Origin of the sequence: Paenibacillus sp. FSL W8-0186 (genome assembly GCF_037969765.1) — a bacterium.
GTDB classification, from domain to species: Bacteria; Bacillota; Bacilli; order Paenibacillales; family Paenibacillaceae; genus Fontibacillus; species Fontibacillus woosongensis.
Genome location: NZ_CP150207.1, coordinates 2,360,050 through 2,378,995, shown reverse-complemented (window position 1 = coordinate 2,378,995; position 18,946 = coordinate 2,360,050). Strand labels below are relative to the sequence as shown.

The window sequence follows — 18,946 nt, the reverse complement described above, 5'->3', positions numbered from 1 at the left end:
ACAATGTTAGTGTGGTTGAAAAGTGAAAATATATTCGGACTGTCCTGCCTAAGCCTGGATATAGGCCGACGGGTCGCTCTCCGTAATGAATCGGCTTGGCTCGCCCGCCGAATACACATGCAGCAAATGCATCGCTCTCGTACAAGCGGTATAGAACAATTTGCGCTCTGCTTCTTTGGTGTAGTTGCGGTTTGAACCGTCATAAATGAGTACAGCGTCAAATTCCACGCCCTTTGCCAGATATGCAGGTATAATATGGATCCCCTTCTCGAACGAGAGCGTCGTTTTTTTGATCAGCTTGGCGGGCAGAGCCTGGGCCAGCATTTCATGCACCTGCTCGCTCTGCTCAGCCGTTTTGCAGATGACCGCGATCGTCTCGTAGCCGTCAGCCCGCAAAGACAGAAGATCCCGCTGGATCTCGCGATCCATGTCCTCCCGGTTCTGAAGCACTCTTACGAGCGGCTTCTCGCCTTCGCGGTTGAAGGGGACAATCTCCTCGCCTCCAGCGATCATTCGTTTCGTAAATTCGACGATTTCGCGAGTGGACCGGTAGCTCTGCTTCAGCACGATAAGCTCGCTTTCCGCCGTGCCGTACAGATCGGTCAGCGTTGCCGACTGCTGCAGCACCGAGGCATGGGCATAAATCGCCTGATTCAGGTCCCCGAGCGCCGTCATGCGCGCCCGCGGGAACAGCCTTTTGAGGAAGAACAGCTGAAACGGCGAATAATCCTGGGCTTCATCAATGATAACGTGACGAATATCCGTATTCGAGTGAAAGCCTAATACAAGCTCCTTTAAATAAAGAAATGGCGTAATATCCTCATAGAACATTTCACCCGCCCGGATTTTGTCCACGGTCTGCCGTCCGATCTCGCGCCAATCCTCCGGCAAATCTTCCAGCCCCAGCTCAGCTGCAATTTCCGAATGATCGAACAGCTGCGTATACAGCGTCGTAACGTCGACAAATCGCAATGTCTTCACCCATCTGCGCAGCGGCTTCAATCGATCGCTAACGACCATCCGCCCGAGAATTTCCTTCTCGTCCTCATAGTCGTTAAACGAAGTACCGGCCCCCCGCTGTTTCCGGCGCATTCTCTGATAGGCCCGCTGATAGTCCTCCGCATCAAGAAGCTGGATCTGCTCCTCGACCCAAGGGGCATCCAGCTGGCTTTTCCCGAACGCGGCAAGCTCCTTCAGCAGCCATTCCTTCAACAGTTCACAACGGTTCGCCAAGGTTATCGCCGGATCGTAATCATAGAATTTCCGGGCAATCTCCTCGGCATCTACGACGGTCTGGCCTTGAAAGCGGATCGGGCGGAATTTCATCCCCTTCTTCTCGAGCCATTGTTTGTAGCGATTCACCGCATCCAGATACAGCGAGGACGATTTATAACGTATGCCGCTGATTCTATGCTTGTAATCCTCATCCTCCGTCCCGGTCAGCACGTATTCGATTTGCACGAACGGGTCCTCCAGCTGAAACTCCCGGCCCAACCGATGCTCCAGATATTCCTGAAACGTTGTCTGCTGCATATTCTCTTCGCCGAGCTCCGGGAGCACGGTAGAGACATAGCTGTTGAACATCGGATTGGGGGAGAAAAGAATCATTTGGTCGGCGTTCAAACGCTCCCGATGCTTATACAGCAAATAAGCAACCCGCTGCAGCGCGGCCGAAGTCTTTCCGCTCCCCGCCGCTCCCTGAACGATCAGCATCCGGCTGTGATCGTTGCGGATAATCCGGTTCTGCTCCTTCTGAATCGTCGCCACAATGCTCTTCATCTGTGCGTCCGAGCTTCGGCTCAGCACCTGCTGCAGCATTTCGTCGCCAATCGTGACTCCCGTATCGAACATAAGCTTAATGACTCGCCCATGAATGACGAATTGGCGTTTCAGCGACATCGTGCCTTCGATTTGCCCGGAGGGAGTCATATAAGAAGCAGGACCCGGCACACCGTCATAATACAAATTGGAGATCGGCGCGCGCCAATCATATACGAGAAACTCTTCGTCCCCCTCCTCCAGCAGGGAGGCAATTCCTAGATAAATCGCTTCTTCCTCGCCGCCTTCCTCAGCAAAATCGATGCGGCCGAAATATGGGGACTGCTTGAGACGCTTCATTTTTCCCAAAGCCGCCGAAGCATGAAGATGACTTCTCTCCCGGTCGGATAGAACCTGCGATTGCTGACGCAAGCTCGTCGAAGTCTCGCCAACATCATCCGCTTCACTGAAGTTGACGGTAACTTCGTCCCAGAAGTCCCGGCGCATGCCGACCACATCCTCCCGGACCACCGTCACTTCCGACTCCAGCCTGCGAATGCGCTTCTCAATTTGATCGGCAACGTATTCTACTCGCTTCTGCTCTTCCTGCCAAGCCTTATCCGTTCTATCCAAAGATGATCGCTCCTCTACATTAACTTAATAACAACGGCCCTGCCTATGATGCCGGCTTCGGCATATCGGAATGATCCGCCAGGCGGTTCAGGCGCTGCAATTGGTGCCCATATTCATATATTTGCGCCGAAACGATGGATAATCGAAGAATGCCCTCCCGCTGCTCTGCATAACAATCCAGCATACTCCGCTGGAACTTGTCATTCTCCTGTTCGAACAGCTCCGCTTCTCGGGTATTCGGTTTCAGCTTCCCCTCAAACTTCAGCATAATATGCTCATGGAATTTGATAAGCCTCTCTAGATGCAAATCGAAGGCTTCGTTGTCCTCCGGCGAACGTTCCGCCTGAAAGTAATGCTGTTCGATGGCGTTCAGCACCTCATAGCCTTTGCGAAGCGTCCGTAATATTTGTTTATATACGACGAGCTGGCGGCTGTTGCTGAATTTGGGAGCTTTCAGTTTCTTCTGGTCTTCCTCCATCATTTTATACGTATCACCAATCGAATTTATATTGTCTTCAAGCTCGCGCTTCTGATTGCGGAACACGCTTTCCTTCATTTCACTGGATATCGCCGTGCGAAGCAGAATGGATAATTGCTCAAACGTCTTCTTGGTCTGGCTATCGTACTGCACCCTTGGTTTTGGCGGAAATACGAGAATATTAATGAGGAATGCGGAGACGATGCCGATCAATATAAGCGTAAACCGGGTAATCGCGAATTCCCATTGACCTGACGCCTCCATAACCGCAACAACCGTTACGAGCGTAACCCCGATCGTCTCGTTCATCTTCAGGCGAATACAGATCATAATGACAAGGATGCACACAAGTCCGACCGCAATCGGTTCATTCGAGAACATGGCTCCTCCTGCCATAGCGAGCACCGCGCCAAGCGTATTCGTCTGCAATTGATCGAGCAAATACCGCCAGGAGCGGTATATCGTCGGCTGCATCGCAAAAATAGCAGCAACCGCAGCGATAACGGGCGACGACAGGCCAAACCAGAAAACTACATATAGCGCTAATGTTACGGCAAGTCCGGTTTTGAGCATTCTGGGTCCAAACGTCACACAAACTCCTCCTGTTCCCTTTCCGTTCCTTAATTCATTTTACCCAATTCCTCGTTGGATTCAATTTTTAGGTAATTTTAAGATAAGCTTTCGTTTTTTGGTCAAAACTACATGAGAGAAAGACCCAATCATTCTATACGATGAGGTGAAAAATGTCTATGAGACACATACGCAAACTACTGGAGAAAGGTTTCCTGGCGGCCATCTTAGCGATTGGCGGATATGCCGCTGCCGCTGAAACCACGGTGGCCTATCAGGAACCAACGCCGATTCCCCAAGCTTCACCAGAAGGCGGAAAGGAGCAGCAACAGCCTCGCCATCATCACAAAGGCCATTTCCGGGGCGGGCATATCGTCAAGGATACGGCTGAACTGCTGGGCGTTGAGCCAAAGGTGCTTATCGAAGATCTGAAGCAAGGCAAATCCCTGCTCCAAGTCGTCCAAGCCCGCAAGGGCTGGAGCGAGGCTGAATACGTACAGAAGCTGACGGCAGTCGTTACGGGCCATATCGATAAAGCCGCAGCCGAAGGCAGGCTTAGCCCGGAAAAGGCGGCAACAATGAAAATGGAGCTCCCTGTCAAGCTAAAGAAAATCGTTAACCGTACTTGGAAAAGCTCAAGCAAAGAACATCCCGTGACAGATTATCGCAGCAATAACACGATTCTATGGCACAAAGCAGATTAGCTTAGAACAGAAAAGGCGGGCCAGAAAGTGATATGCTCCCCAAAAAGATTAAGCCTGTTACTGAAAGGGGAGCATTAGCCTAAAAAAGAACATAGCTAAACGGCCTTTAGTCCGATGAAATCAGGACAAAGGCCGCTTAATTAACTTTATGATTTGTAAATGTCTAACGGACCTTGGTTCCGCTATTCGGTGCAAACACCTGCAAAATCGAGGTTAACGGACATAGGTTCCGCTATATCGCTAAAGTGAGTGAAAGTGAGTGGATTGACTCAGAATAAAGTGGTGCTTCTCTGTCCCTTAACCATGTAAAAATGGAGTATTCCCCCTAAATAGCGGATCTCATGTCCGTTAGCAGCTTCTAAGCTCTCGGCACCACGCAATTATCCAGCTTCTTGGCACATCAAGCCCCGCAGCAACATTGTTGCCTAGCTCTTTAGCGTTCAGTTCCCCAATACCGCGGCTGGACCAAGCTGCTTTTCCCATAATTGCTCAGCCATTGAGCACAAGAGACGCTTTATTATGACGTCCTCGTTTTGCAAATCACGTTCCAGTTCCGATTGCAAGTTAACCGTCCTGGACTAGCGCCCCGCTCCTTTGACGGCGGCTTTCTTCCGCTTTTTCGGTTTGGCGGCTCCACTTCCCACCGGAACCTCTAATATATCCAGGAGGAAGATGAACACCGGCACGCCGACGATTAGCCCCCAAACGCCAAAGAAATGCTCCGATACGAGCAATATCATGAACGTGTAGAATATCGGCAAATGCGTCTTGTTCGACATAAATTTCGGATTGAGGAAGTAAGCCTCAAAAGCATGGACAACCGCGATCATGACAAGGACATAGACGATTTTGACCAGCCCGCCGATTTTGAAGGCAATCGCACAAAGCGGAATCAAGGAAATAATAACGCCCATCACCGGAATCAGCCCGAGGATGAAAATCATGATGCCGATGGCCACCAGATTCGGAAATCCGAAAATCCACAGAAAGATCGTGGACAGGATGGCATTCACGGTAGCAATCAAGAACTGAACCTCGATCACTTTGCCAAAGGAAGCGACGAATTTTTTGCCGAAATACTCCAGCTCATTAAACAGGAACCCCGCACGGCTCTCTTTAAATCTGGCCGTAAAGTTCGTGACTTTCTCCTTCTCCAGCAGGAAGAACAAGCTGAGTATGATCGCAATGAAAAGATTCAGGCTCCACTTCCCGATATCAGATACGGTCTTAAGCAGGAAGTTAAAGCCGTTGCCAACATACTTGGACAGATCAATCTCTCTTAACGAATCTACTAGGAAATTCAGCAGGACGTTGTCAGGCAAATTCGTTGGGGGATTATCATAGAACGAAATGACCTGATTGACGAGATCGTTGAACTCATCCAAAAATACAGGCAAATAGTGATACACGGTCGTGACAAGCAAGGTTAAAATTACGGCATATATAAATAGAATCGTAATGCTCCGGTTGATTTTGACGACTTTATCAACATTGCGCGTAATGAAATTATGCAGACGGTTGATCAGATAGGTTAGGATGAAGGTGATCAGCAGCATGTTCAGCATGCTTCGCGAAAAGTAGAGGACTAGAATGACGAAAAGCAAAGCAAGAAACCTGCGGAAACCCGCAATTTGAAATAGCTCTCTAAAAAAAGTCATTATAAGCGACCTGCTCCTTTGATATAGACTATCTAACGACGTATCAGGAATTACGGCATCTTCCGAACGAACTTCCTTGAATTAATCTTAAGTCAGCATACCATTGAAAGCAAGTAAGCGAGAACTGTTTTTACGTAAAATTACTGTTAACAATGCAAACAGTCCTGTCCACATGAAGCTGGACAGGACTGAAACAGATGATTACTTGAACAAAACGGGCTGCACGCAGACCGGCTTCGATACATTCGCGGATTGTCCCGTAAATTCCAACTTGCCTGTACTCTTGTCTATACGGAATACGGCCAAATTATTCGAATCGCGGTTAGCCGCTACGAGATAATCGCCTGCAGGGGTCAAAGCGAAGTGACGCGGATGCCCGCCTTCGCTGGAAATATGCTGAACCAGGCTCAGCTTGCCGCTGCCTTGATCGATGGCAAATACGACGATGCTGTCATGGCCCCGGTTGGAGCCGTACAGGAATTTTCCGTCTGGGGAAATGGCCACCTCCGCCGTCGTGTTCTCCCCGGCGTAGCCTTCCGGCAAAGTCGGCACCGCGTCGATCGCCTCAAGCGTTCCTGCGTCCGCATCAAAGGCGAACAGCGTAAGCGAGGAATTGACTTCATTGATCGAATACAGCCACTTGCCGTTCGGGTGGAACGCAAGATGGCGTGGTCCCGCGCCCGGCGCCGTTTTCGCTTCGCTGTGAAGCACCAGCTTGTCGCTTTGCTCATCAAGCCGGTACACGAATACTTTGTCGAGCCCCAGGTCGGCGACGAGAACATAACGGCTGTCCGGCGTGAACAGTGCGGAGTGCGGATGCGGCCGATCCTGCCGCACCGGGTCTGCGCCTTTTCCTTCATGCTGCCGCTCGTCCGTTTGCTCACCGGCTAGCCCGTCACTCAGCAGGCGAACGAGGCCTACATTGCCCCCATGATACCCGGAGACGACGACATAGCGTCTCTGCGGTTCAAGCTCGATATGCGATGTAGACGGCTGCAGCGTAAGTATCCGGTTCAATTCCGTCAGAGTGCCCGCAGCCGGATCAACCGCAAAGCTCGCGACCTCGCCGATCCGCTCATCGCTAGACGTCTTCGTCTCCGAAATGGCATACAGCTTCCTGCCGGCGGCATCCACTTTTAGAAAGGTCGGGTTCTTCAGTCCGGCAGCCTCGCCAAGACGAGTCAGCTCGCCCGTTGCCGGATTCATCTCCACCACGTAAAGCCCCGGATCAGCGGCTTCGGCATAGGATCCTATGTATAACAATAGTCGTTGTTGTTCTGACACGATGGTCACACTCCTTCTCTATAACATCTTGTCTTCCTATTCTTCCGTACTTTCAGGCAAATGTCCAGTCCGGCAATTGCTGGAAACATTTAAAATTTAAGCCTAAGTACTACACAAACCGCGAAAAATATGTTATACTGCAAGCGCTTCCACAACATCATCTAAAGGGGGATTTTGGAATGATGAATGTCGGACTAGAGGAGAAGAACGTCTACGAGGCCCTCGATCCACATGACGCTTATTTCTTCAAAGTAGGAGGTCATGGCTTAGTTTGTTTCCACGGCAGAAACTACAGTATAAAAAAGAGACTATCTGCTGACCAAACCTCAAAACTAATCTCAGACCCCTCTTTCTACCGCGTAAGCACCAACTGTTATGTCAACCTGAACAAGGTGACGGACATCCAGGACAACGTACTGCTATTTAGGGATCAGATTCATGGCATCAAGACGATCAATGTACCAAGAAGAAATTTGGAGCAGATCAAGCGCCTTCTTCCCGAGCGGAACGAAAGTGTAGCTGAAGTCGGGTAAACTGCCGCCGTTCCATCAGACCAAACAAAAAAGCAGCGCTGTTCCCGCGTCAAAGCGGGAACAGCGCTGCTTTTTTGCTATGCTATATAGTTTCCATAAGCCTTGCGGCCTGCTGCTAGATGATTACTTCGCCGCCTGCTTCACATACAATCTTGCGGATTCCTCCCAAATTTCGCCTGGCGCCAGGCTGAACAGCCCGATCTCATCGGCCGGCAGGCCAACATGAGGCGCATTCACCAAATTGATCTGGGGTTCAGGGCAGAAGAAGCCTTCCTGGCCTCCGTTGTTCCAGATCATCCACTGCTTATAGGATGTTCCAACGTCGTACACGAGCGTCAGACCCAACTTGGAATCCGTCAGCTCCATGCGGTTTCTGCCGTTTTGCGGCACTGCGGTATAATGATTGTCCAGCGAAGTAAAGAAAGGATACACCCCTTCCTTCTTCATCGCTTCTTCCTCAGCGCTCAGCGGCATATGCTTCCCTGTCGGCAGCATCCGTTCGTTCAGCTCCCACCGCTCGCCAATCGTGAATTTCATCCTGTAATCACTGGCCTTGCTTTCCGCTGCGAACGGAGCGTTAACAGCAGTATGGAAGGCCAGCAGACAAGGCATCTCGTTCCCGCCGTCATTGCGTAAGAACACATGCTGCGCCAACCCATGCTCACCCAGCGTATATTTCAGGCGAACGGTAAATTTGAACGGCAAATAACGATAGACCTCGTGCGCTTCATCTACGCTAACCTTGGCGACAACGTAGCTTTCCTGCTGGGTGCTGCCGAACTCTTCTACCTCCCAGGGAATTGTATGTAGGAACCCGTGCAGATGGTTGCCCGTAGCCTCCTCGTTGACTGGGAATTGGTAGGTCGTGCCTTTCCAAGGAAATTTGCCGTCTTCATAACGGTTTGGCGGGAAAAGAACCGGAATCCCGTATACTCCCGGATTGCCGCGGAATTCATCCATCTCCGATTCAGCCGGCTCACGCAGAAAGCGGAAACCGCTTTCGTTATCACGAAAAGCGATCAGGTTCCCGCCTACATTTGGAACAAGCGCCGCTTCGTATTTTCCAGCCTGCAGCCATATGGCCTTTTCGCCTTGATACATGCCTTCATAAGCTTTGAGTTGCGTCATTTAATTACTCTCCCTTCAATAATTAAGCAGGTAATAACAGTATCTATCAAACCGTGGTTCACATCAAGCATCGCGCAGAATTCGCCGGCCAAGCACGAGTGCCAGGACGATCATCGCCGCAGCGACACCTAGCTGCATCCCGAATACCTGAATCCAACGCGGCCAATCCGCGATCCATTCATAAACCTTGCCTCCGAGCAGCGGTCCGAAAAAAGCGGCAACCCCCGTAATCGCCGAATACATGGCCATATACATGGGCCGTTCGCTTTTCGGCGTATCCCCAATCATGAAATTGAACGCCAGCTGGTTAAACCCACCGACACCAACGCCGAACAGCATATGGGCCGCAAACAGCACCGGCAGCTGCGGCAATACCGACAGCATGCCCCAGCTCATGATCGAGACTGCAATAATCGGCAGCGTCCAATACAGCAAGCGCTTGTTGCTGTATCTTGCATTCAGATTTCCCCAAATATAGAAGCTCGACATCATCATCAGTGTTTGTGAGACGTTAAGCAGGGATATCGTCTGATAGTTAATTTTCAGCAGCTCGAGCATCACGTAGGAGTAAAGCGGTACCACCAGGTTTTGCAAGAACAGGAAGCTGGCCAGGAACAGGGTTGCTTTAATAAATGAATTATCCTGCAGCGGCTTGCGCAGCATCGGCAGAAATTTGCTCTCGGCGGAGCGCTCGAACGTCACATCCGGATAGAACATGAACATAATGATATTGGCGATAATGCATACCCAAACGATGATATACAAATACAGAAAGCCCTGGCTTTCCGGGAACCGGTCCAGAATCAGGCCGCCAGTGAACATCGTAAGGGTTCCAACTGCATTCAGGAGCGTATTCCTGATGCCGAAATACCGGCCCCGCACACGTGCGGGCACAATGTCACTGATCAGCGAATTCCACAGCATCCCTCCAACTGTGTTAAACAGGCATGCCGTGACATAAAATGCGATAAATGCGCTAACCCAGTACGGTTTAGGGAACAGAAACGGGACAAGCCCCGTAAACGCCCATAAAATCCGGTGTATGGCAATGAATAATACCAAAGCCCATTTCCGGCTCGTCAGCCGCTGAATTAGAAACGCCACAGCGATTTGAGCAATATTCACAAAGGTCGTAATAGCCAACACGAACCCCAGTTGGCCGGACGTAGCTCCTAAATAAAGCAAATAACCCGTCAAAAATTGACCGCCCAGCAGGGTTTGAAATATGACAGCGGGAAAACCTTCCCAGGTCGCAATAGCTAGGTTTCTACGCTGGAGAGACGTTTTGCGTCGCGTATAAAACTTCAGTTTCAAGCTCTCCCTCAATGATGACACTCCTTCTAATTCCTATTCCCCAACCGCGGACCCATCCAAATATTCGGCAAATCACTCCCTTTTACCGTGTTAGCAGCCAAATTTCCATTCGTTCCAAATTAACAGTATAATAAATACATGGGTTTCTTTCCATACACTTTCTATACATAATGAGAGGAAACAGAGGAGATTTTGGCATGGACGATTTGAAAAAGGCATACGAACAGCTCGGCCTGTCCGAGAACGCTTCCAGAGAAGAAGTAGAACAAGCTTTCGACATGGTGCTGCGCAAATCTCGTTCCCGTAAGGGAGGCGATGAAGCGAACAGCGAATACGAGCGTTCGCTGCGGGCCTACAAGCTGATTACCGAGCATGAGGATCAGCGCAAAATTGAGCAAATGAGCCGGGACAGATTCGCCAAATGGGGAAAATTCGCAGGAACGGCAGAGAAAATCGACGACTTCTTCCGTGTTTATAGAACGCATGTCATCGTTGGGATCATTGCGGTCGTCGTGCTGATTTTTGGTATTAACGCCTTCGCGGATTACCGCGCAGAGCAGAAACGAATCGCGGCACTGCCCCCTCTTGATCTATCCATCTTGTTGATTGGCAATTTCGCGGTGGATGAAGCGAATAACGAAGAAGAAGTGCTGGAGCAAGCGATTCTCAAGCAGTTTCCCGAATGGAACCGTGTAGATTTGCAAATCACTTACGTCCCTGAACAGGGCGAAATGGTCTACCGGCAAAAGGCAATGGCCGTTATCGCTACTGAAAAACCTGACTTATATGTTATTGATAAGCCGACCTTTGATTGGATTTCCGGCGGCGGCGGTTTCAAGAACCTCCAAGCGGAAAGCGAAGGTGTACTAAGCCCCGTGCTGCCTGATCATGCTGCGCTTCGCGCGCAGGCAGAAGAGGATCCGGAGCCCCAAGTATATGCCATTGACCTGACATCCAGCGAGCTGGCAGACCAGCTCCCGCTCTTCAAGAAAGAAATGATCGCAGCGGTAGGCTGGAATGAGGAACGGTATGACAATGTGATATTATTCATCAAGCGTTATCTGGAACATATGAAATAGCAGGAATCATCAGCACGGGGCTGCTTCACGCTTCGTGCTTTTTTGTCATGCTTTTTACGATTGATTTATCTTTGGGCTTCATTTATGATAGGGTCATAAACGCGCGTTTACAGAAAGAGTGATGAATATGCGCAGCGAAGATATCGCTAAGTTGGCCGGGGTATCGCGCAGCACCGTATCCCGCGTCATCAACAATTATCCAAACGTCCCGGAGGCTACCCGGGCCAAGGTGCTTGAGGTCATTGAACGGCATCATTACGAGCCGAACAGCTTTGCCCGCGCCCTCGCCGGCAAACGTACCGATACGATCGGCCTGTTTGCAATCAGCATGAACGAGAAAGAAAATGCCCGTCGAATATACCAGAACAGCTACTTCGCCCCTATCGTCGACTTGGTGGTCGACACGGCGAACGCCCGGGGGTTTTACGTGCTGATTCATACGGTCTATTCACGGAACGACTTTCAAAAAGTAAAGCAGGCCTTCCAGCAGAAACGAATCGACGGCGGCATTCTCGTCGGCACCCAGAAGGACATCGAGCTCGTGCGGGAAATGGTCGGGCAAGGCGCCCCGCTCGTCCTCATCGATTACGACATTGCGGAAATTACGGCTGAACGTCTCGACAAGCATCATTTAGCCATTATCAATTCGAACGACTACGAGGGCACGGTGGAGGCGATGGAATATCTCATTGGACTCGGCCACCGGCATATCGGCATCATTCAGGGACGGATGAATACTTACTCCGGCCGCGAGCGCTACATGGCCTACGAGGATACGCTGCGCAAGCATGATCTGCCAATCGTGAAGAGCAGCATCCTGCAAGGAGATTTCCTGAAGGAGCAAGCGTATGCGGCTGTAATGGATCTGCTGGATTCCGGGGTAGAGCTGCCAACCGCCCTGTTCAGCTCGAACGACGACATGGCGATTTCAGCGATGGAGGCCTTTGCAGAGCGGGGCATCTCGGTTCCTGACGACCTGTCCATCATCGGCTTCGACGATGTGCAGCTGGCCTCCCGCGTCCATCCCAAGCTGACTTCGGTCAGTCTGCCGATCGAGGAAATGTCCAAAGCCGCGGTGGATTTAATAATCCGTATTTGCAGCGGCGAGCAGACGGGCTTCAGCACACTGAGCTTTCCGACCCGGCTGGTAACGAGGGATTCTTGCAGACCGCTGGCGCCCTAGCGCAGCTTTATCAAAGTAACACAGACTCCTCTCCATCCTTAGAGTTAGAGAGGACGTCTTTTGCAATAAAATAAACGCGCGTTCACAAATGAAAGGAGCCATTATTTATGAAATTCGGAACATTTGACGATCAACGCAAGGAATATGTCATTAACACCCCGCAAACTCCTTATCCCTGGATCAACTACCTTGGCAACGAGGAATTTTTCGGACTGATCTCCAATACGGCCGGAGGGTACACGTTCTACCGTGACGCCCGGCTGCGCCGGATTACCCGCTACCGCTACAACAACATTCCGCTGGATACAGGCGGACGCTACTACTATCTGTACGATAACGGCGATTTCTGGACGCCGGGCTGGATGCCGGTCAAGCGCGAGCTTGACTTCTATGAATGCCGCCATGGACTTGGTTATACCTCTATTACCGGGGAGCGGGGCGGCATCTCGGTGACACAGCTGGCTTTCGTTCCGCTTGGCTACCAGGGCGAGGTGCACCGCCTTACCGTCAAGAACACGGGGACCGAAGCCAAAGACGTATCCCTCTTCTCCTTTGCCGAATTCTGTCTCTGGAACGCCCAGGACGACATGACGAACTTCCAGCGCAACTTAAGCACTGGGGAAGTCGAAGTGAAGGATTCCGTCATTTATCATAAAACCGAATATCGCGAACGCAGAAACCATTATGCCTTCTACTCTGTCAACCGCCGCATCGACGGCTTCGATACGGACCGTGAATCGTTCGTAGGCCTGTACAACGGCCTTCATGAACCTCAGGCCGTCACTGCAGGCAAAGCAACGAATTCGATCGCCAGCGGCTGGTCGCCGATCGGCTCCCATGAAGTGAAGCTGTCCCTCGCTCCAGGCGAAGAGCAGAGTCTCATCTTCATTCTTGGCTACGTCGAAAACGAAGAGGATGAGAAATGGGAAGCTCCGGGCATCATCAACAAGAAACCGGCGCTGGCGATGATCGAGCAGTTTGCGACTGACGAGGATGTCGATCGTGCCATGCAGGAGCTTGCTTCCTATTGGGACGGCCTGCTGTCCAAATATCAAATTCAAAGCGACGACGATAAGCTGAACCGGATGGTGAACATCTGGAATCCGTATCAGTGCATGGTTACGTTCAACATGTCCCGTTCCGCCTCCTATTTTGAATCCGGCATCGGACGCGGCATGGGCTTCCGGGATTCGAACCAGGATTTGCTCGGCTTTGTTCATCAAATTCCGGAAAGAGCCCGGGAACGGATTCTCGATATCGCGGCCACCCAATTCGAGGACGGCAGCGCTTATCACCAGTACCAGCCGCTTACGAAAAAGGGCAACAACGAAATCGGCAGCGGCTTCAACGACGATCCGCTATGGCTGATCCTTGGCACGTCCGCCTATATTAAAGAAACCGGGGACATGAGCATTCTTAACGAGCAGGTTCCGTTCGACAGCAATCCGGACAATACGGCCACCTTGTTCGAGCATTTGAAGCGCTCTTATTACCATGTCATCAACAACCTAGGTCCTCACGGCCTGCCGCTGATCGGCCGCGCCGACTGGAACGACTGCCTCAACCTGAACTGCTTCTCCAAGGAGCCCGGTGAATCGTTCCAGACGACGGCCAATATTGAAGGACGTGTGGCGGAATCCGTCTTTATTGCCGGACTGTTCGTCTTCGTCGCTCCCGATTTCGTGAAGCTGTGCCGTCTACGCGGCTTGGAAGAAGAAGCTGCCACAGCTGCAGCCCACATGGAGGCGATGCGTAAAACTACGCTGGAGCATGGTTTCGACGGCGACTGGTTCCTGCGGGCATATGACCACTACGGCCAGAAAATCGGCAGCAAGGAGAACGAGGAAGGCCAAATCTTCATTGAGCCGCAAGGCATTTGCGTCATGGCCGGCATCGGCGTCGAGGAAGGTCTGGCTCAGAAGGCGATGACTTCCGTTGAGGAGCGCTTGGATACAAAATACGGCATCGTTCTGCAGCAGCCGCCGTATTCCAAGTACTACCTGAACCTGGGCGAGATTTCATCCTATCCGCCTGGATATAAAGAAAATGCCGGTATTTTCTGTCACAACAATCCTTGGATCATGATTGCGGAAACAGTACTGGGCAACGGAGACCGCGCATTTGAAGTTTACTCCAAAATTGCTCCGGCTTACCTCGAGGAGATCAGCGATATTCACCGGACGGAGCCTTACGTATATTCGCAAATGATCGCAGGAAAAGACGCGGTGAATCACGGGGAAGCGAAGAACTCTTGGCTGACCGGAACGGCAGCATGGAACTATGTGGCGATTACGCAGGCCATCCTAGGCATTCAGCCAGAGTTTGACGGCCTGAAGCTTGATCCGTGCATTCCTTCTTCTTGGAATGGCTTGCAGGTTACCCGCGTATTCCGCGGAGATACGTTTGAAATCTCCATCAAAAACCCAAGCCATGTGTCCAAAGGCGTGAAGAGCATCACGGTTGACGGCAAAGCTATTGAAGGCAATATTATCGCTCCAATCGGCGATGGCCGCACGCATCAGGTTGAGGTTGTGCTTGGCTAAGCTTACAGCTCTTATCGTTGTATAATCGATAAATATTAAACAGCCCTCCATCCTGTCAAAGGATAGAGGGCTGTTGCTTGTTCCTCTCAGCTGCTATTAAAATTTAGGACTTGGCCGCAACCACTTCAATTTCAACCAGGCCGTCCTTCGGCAGGCGTGCCACCTCAACGGCGCTGCGCGCCGGATATGGCTCGGCAAAGAATTCCGCATAGACTGCGTTAACGGCACCGAAATCGTTCATGTCTTTCAAAAATACAGTTGTCTTCACGACATCCTTCATCCCGTATCCCGCCGCTTCCAGAATCGCCTTCACATTAAGCAAAGAACGCTTCGTCTGCTCTTCTACCGTTGCCGGAAATACGCCGGACGCATCCATGCCGAGTTGTCCCGACGTGAATAGCAGATGCCCGAAACGGACCGCTTGTGAATACGGCCCGATCGCTCCTGGCGCCTCTGTGGTCGCTACTACTTGTTTGTCTTGTTGTTCCATTGGTCTTCTCTCTCCTCTTCTCCATTTGTTTATTTCGCTGTCTCTTCTTCATACTCCCGCAGCATTTCTTGCTGCTGTTCCGGCGTCAGCTTGGCAATGCCGATGCCCGTAAAACCTAAAATTGTGGCGAAGAAAATCCCCGTCCAGCACAGGACCGCCCAAGGCAAATAGTCCAGTGTCGCGACGCCCAGTGTTCCTGCCATATAGGCACCTGCAGCCGTCCACGGCAGTATTGGTTCGATGATAGTCGCAGAGTCTTCAATCGTCCGCCCCAGGTTCTTCGGATGCAGGCCGCGGCGGATATAAGCTTCCCGCAGCATTTCGCCCGGCATCAGGATGGATACTTGACCGTTGCTGGTTACACCGATCATCGTCAAACCGGTGATGATGGTCGTAACGATCAGCGAACCTGTCTTATGCACAAATTTGAGCAGCTTGTTGACGATGAGCTCCAGGGACTTCGTCAAGCTAATCGTCCCGGCGAACGTAATCGCGCTAAAGCAGATAAGCAGCGTCCCCATCATCGAATTCATCCCGCCGCGGTTCAGAAGACGCGGAATATCGGCAATAACGGTGTCAGGATTAAAACCGGCAGCATGCACCATCGTAACATCAAAGCCGTTGATCACGGAAGATACAACATCATGCAGGGTAAAGCCTTGGAAGATCATCGCATTGGCCATCGCGAAAAAGGATGAAAACAGCATGACCGGAATCGTAGGCTTCTTCGTGATCGATCCGTATAAAACAATGAGTACAGGAACCAGAAGCAGCAGATTCCAGTCAAAAATCGTATCCAAGGTCGACATGATCGTACCAACCTTCTCCGGCACTACAGCACCTGCAGCGTTCGCGTTAAGCCCGGTAATGACGTAGACGATGCTGGCAACGACAAACGATGGCAGCGTCGTATACAGCAAATGGCCTATATGCTCGTACAAATTAACGCCTGTGGATAGTGCAGCAATATTCGTCGTGTCGGAAAGCGGAGACAGCTTGTCGCCAAAATACGCGCCTGCGACTACTGCACCTGCCACAGCCGCCAAGTTGACATCCATCCCGGCACCTACGCCCATAAAGGCTACCCCGATCGTTCCCGCGGAGCCCCAGGAGGTACCCGTACAAATCGAAACTACGGAAGTTACGAGAAACGCTGTAATCAATAGAAATTGCGGATTAATAATTTTCAAGCCATAGTATATCATCATCGGAATCGTACCGCCGGCCATCCATGCCCCGATCATAAAACCAACTGTAATCAAGATCAGGATCGCTGGCATCGTCTTGGCTATTTTTTGCGCGATCGATTCCAGAATATCATCGTACTTGTAACCCAGCTTAATGGCGATCAAGCCGGCTACGACCGTAGACGCAATGATTAATGGCTCTGGCGGCAATTCAAACATGACATAGCCCAGGCTGAGGAGCAGCACCATCGTCAATATCGGAAGTAGGGCCAAAAATAACGTCGGTTGTTTTACATTAGGGTTTATGCTCTGCTTGCTCATGATGTATTTTCCTCCTAATATTAGGTCTTCTTCAATGGATAGGCTGCGGCCATCCGCGTCAGGGCTTCTTTAAGCACGCTGCGCGGCGCAGCTATATTAATGCGTATAAAACCTTCGCCCTCTGCCCCAAAGGAGCACCCGAAGCTTACGCTCACCCGTGCCGTTTGTTCAATCCAGCGCTTTAAACCGCTTTCCGCCTGATCGACAGCTCGGCAATCGATCCATAGCAGATAAGTACCTTCCGGTTCAATCACCGTTAGTTCCGGCATATGCTCCTGGATGAACGCCTTGGCATAGGCCATATTGCCTCTTAAATATTTTCGCAGCTCCTCAAGCCAATCATCACATGCGGTATAAGAAACTTCCAAAGCCGGTACCGCGAAAAAGGTCGGGTTATGAATGCCGGCCTGCTGCAAGGCCTGCTTGAATCGTTCCCTGATTGTCTCGTTAGGGATGATGATATTGGAAATTTCCAGGCTTGCCAGGTTAAAGGTCTTACCTGGGGATGTGCAGATGATGCTGCGCTGGGCGATTTCCTCCGACAGCTTGGCAATGACAGTATGTTCATGCCCTTCGTGGATAAAATCGGCGTGAATATCGTCGGAGACGATCAGCGCGTTGTACTTAATGCATAAAGCAGCGATCCGTTCCAGCTCCGCTCTCGTCCACACGCGTCCAACCGGGTTGTGGGGCGTAATTAGGAGCACGATTTTTACCCCTTGCTGCATGCGCAGCTCCATATCTTCGAAATCAATTTCATAATGCCCGGCAACGAGCTTCAGCGGACTTTCTACCAGCACGCGATGGTTTAAAGAAACCGCTTTAGCGACAGGCTGATAAACAGGCGTATGAATAAGAATGGCGTCTCCTTCGTTTGTGAACTGCTGAATGACCAAGGATACAGCCTGTATGATTCGTGGACAGAACACGATCCACTCCAGCGGCACCTGCCAATGATAGGAACGTTCCAGCCAACCCTGCACTGCCTGGTAATAGGAAGCAAATGCATCCGTATAACCGTAGATTCCATGTTTTGCGAACGATTCAAGCTTCTCCATGACTGCAGGCGGGGCCTTCAGGTCCATATCGGCTACCGAAAGAGAAATCATGTCCTTACCCATTGATTCAACAAGACCATCCCATTTTGCACTATTTGTCCCTATGCGTGAAACGACTTCGTCAAAGTTGTATTCCATCCTGCTTCCTCCTTGATGTCCATTACTGGGCAGGTGTCCACCCGTCTATCTCAGCTTCTGCAGGTAACGATACACTGTAGGCTCAGAGATCGACAGCGCGCTCGCTACCTGGGAGACGCCCCCTTTAAGCAAGAATACTCCCTGCTCATTCAATTCTTTCACGATTTCGATTTTCTCATTCGAGGACAGGCGGTCGATCGGCAGATTCATTTTGCTCAGGGCATTGTTAATCATATGCTGCAGCAAATCATCCACATTGCCTTGCAGAAATTCCGATTCTTGAGGTTTGTCCTCAGAAGCCGTGTCCATAGGCGTTGGAAGCGTAAGCGCACCGCCCTGCAGCACATGATTGATCCACTCGGCCGCAACCTCCATATGTGTAATATCGATGTTCAGGCACATCAAGCCTACCAGTGTCCCCTCGGTATTCTTAATGAAATATGTTGAGGATCTGAACTGCTGTCCCCGGGGGCCGGTGGCCTTGTAATTAACGATATAATGTCTATCCCGATATGCTTCCCCCTTTAATATTTTGAGCACCAGATCCGTAGAACCGTCTCCAATTTTACGGCCGCTGATATGTCCATTTTCAATGAAAATGATCGAACGCTCCGGATCGCTGATATCATGAACGACCACTTCGCATTTTGGACCGACAATAGCCGCGATAAAAGAAGCGATCGGAAAATAGGACTCCAGCAGCCGCCGCGTTGCTTCCATGCGTATCCCCTACTCTCGCTTTTTTGTTTGATTGATAATAATTTTCTTATCTTGATAATAATTTATTATCTAATTTCATCATAAAATATGCTTTAAGCGTTTTCAAGTATTTTTTAATTGAAATTGCTGCCAATATCCGCCATCTATTCTGCCAATATCTCGAAAAT

The 18,946-nt window shown here is 50.7% G+C and carries 15 protein-coding genes; 5 read left to right on the top strand and 10 right to left on the bottom strand.

Features of this window, described 5'->3' with window-relative positions:
- Window positions 1-48: 48 nt before the first annotated feature.
- Together helD and MKX50_RS10630 are read right to left on the bottom strand one after the other, a co-directional pair.
- Entirely contained in the window at window positions 49-2,391 is a 2,343-nt protein-coding gene (gene helD, locus MKX50_RS10635) for an RNA polymerase recycling motor HelD (protein ID WP_339159578.1), read from the bottom strand.
- Between the two features lie 43 nt (window positions 2,392-2,434).
- Complete coding sequence (locus tag MKX50_RS10630; protein ID WP_213588672.1) at window positions 2,435-3,460, bottom strand: aromatic acid exporter family protein; 1,026 nt, start codon at window positions 3,458-3,460, stop codon at window positions 2,435-2,437.
- A 152-nt stretch (window positions 3,461-3,612) separates the two neighbouring features.
- Here MKX50_RS10630 and MKX50_RS10625 point away from each other — a divergent pair, with 152 nt between their 5' ends.
- On the top strand, window positions 3,613-4,143 hold the full coding sequence (locus MKX50_RS10625; RefSeq protein WP_213588673.1) for a hypothetical protein: 531 nt from the start codon (window positions 3,613-3,615) through the stop codon (window positions 4,141-4,143).
- Between the two features lie 578 nt (window positions 4,144-4,721).
- Here the strand turns inward: MKX50_RS10625 and MKX50_RS10620 are convergent.
- A complete protein-coding gene (locus MKX50_RS10620; protein WP_213588674.1) occupies window positions 4,722-5,801 on the bottom strand; it encodes an AI-2E family transporter in 1,080 nt (359 codons plus the stop codon).
- A 201-nt stretch (window positions 5,802-6,002) separates the two neighbouring features.
- On the bottom strand, window positions 6,003-7,085 hold the full coding sequence (locus MKX50_RS10615; RefSeq protein ID WP_213588675.1) for a lactonase family protein: 1,083 nt from the start codon (window positions 7,083-7,085) through the stop codon (window positions 6,003-6,005).
- Between the two features lie 179 nt (window positions 7,086-7,264).
- On the opposite strand from MKX50_RS10615, the gene MKX50_RS10610 reads away from it, so the two are divergent.
- Window positions 7,265-7,618, top strand: coding sequence for a LytTR family transcriptional regulator DNA-binding domain-containing protein (locus tag MKX50_RS10610; protein WP_213588676.1), 354 nt, complete (start codon window positions 7,265-7,267; stop codon window positions 7,616-7,618).
- A gap of 123 nt (window positions 7,619-7,741) precedes the next feature.
- On the opposite strand, the gene MKX50_RS10605 is transcribed toward MKX50_RS10610, so the two are convergent.
- Window positions 7,742-8,746, bottom strand: coding sequence for an aldose 1-epimerase (locus MKX50_RS10605; protein ID WP_339159576.1), 1,005 nt, complete (start codon window positions 8,744-8,746; stop codon window positions 7,742-7,744).
- 63 nt (window positions 8,747-8,809) lie between these two features.
- Window positions 8,810-10,072, bottom strand: a complete 1,263-nt coding sequence (locus tag MKX50_RS10600; protein ID WP_339159575.1) for an MFS transporter — start codon at window positions 10,070-10,072, stop codon at window positions 8,810-8,812.
- 185 nt (window positions 10,073-10,257) lie between these two features.
- Between MKX50_RS10600 and MKX50_RS10595 the strand changes: the two genes are divergently transcribed.
- The 3 genes from MKX50_RS10595 (at window position 10,258) to MKX50_RS10585 (ending at window position 14,865) form a co-directional block, all read left to right on the top strand.
- On the top strand, window positions 10,258-11,139 hold the full coding sequence (locus MKX50_RS10595; protein WP_213588678.1) for a molecular chaperone DnaJ: 882 nt from the start codon (window positions 10,258-10,260) through the stop codon (window positions 11,137-11,139).
- A gap of 127 nt (window positions 11,140-11,266) precedes the next feature.
- Complete coding sequence (locus MKX50_RS10590) at window positions 11,267-12,322, top strand: LacI family DNA-binding transcriptional regulator (protein ID WP_213588679.1); 1,056 nt, start codon at window positions 11,267-11,269, stop codon at window positions 12,320-12,322.
- A gap of 107 nt (window positions 12,323-12,429) precedes the next feature.
- Complete coding sequence (locus tag MKX50_RS10585; RefSeq protein WP_213588680.1) at window positions 12,430-14,865, top strand: glycosyl transferase; 2,436 nt, start codon at window positions 12,430-12,432, stop codon at window positions 14,863-14,865.
- 103 nt (window positions 14,866-14,968) lie between these two features.
- On the opposite strand, the gene MKX50_RS10580 is transcribed toward MKX50_RS10585, so the two are convergent.
- From MKX50_RS10580 to MKX50_RS10565, 4 genes are read right to left on the bottom strand one after another with little or no spacing between them, the layout of a single operon-like run.
- Complete coding sequence (locus MKX50_RS10580) at window positions 14,969-15,355, bottom strand: RidA family protein (RefSeq protein WP_213588681.1); 387 nt, start codon at window positions 15,353-15,355, stop codon at window positions 14,969-14,971.
- A gap of 29 nt (window positions 15,356-15,384) precedes the next feature.
- Window positions 15,385-16,863 (bottom strand): Na+/H+ antiporter NhaC, encoded by a 1,479-nt coding sequence (nhaC, locus tag MKX50_RS10575; protein WP_213588682.1) that lies wholly within the window; start codon window positions 16,861-16,863, stop codon window positions 15,385-15,387.
- Window positions 16,864-16,883: 20 nt separating this feature from the next.
- Complete coding sequence (locus MKX50_RS10570; RefSeq protein WP_339159572.1) at window positions 16,884-18,059, bottom strand: MalY/PatB family protein; 1,176 nt, start codon at window positions 18,057-18,059, stop codon at window positions 16,884-16,886.
- Between the two features lie 45 nt (window positions 18,060-18,104).
- Complete coding sequence (locus tag MKX50_RS10565; RefSeq protein ID WP_213588684.1) at window positions 18,105-18,779, bottom strand: PAS domain-containing protein; 675 nt, start codon at window positions 18,777-18,779, stop codon at window positions 18,105-18,107.
- Window positions 18,780-18,946 lie beyond the last annotated feature (167 nt).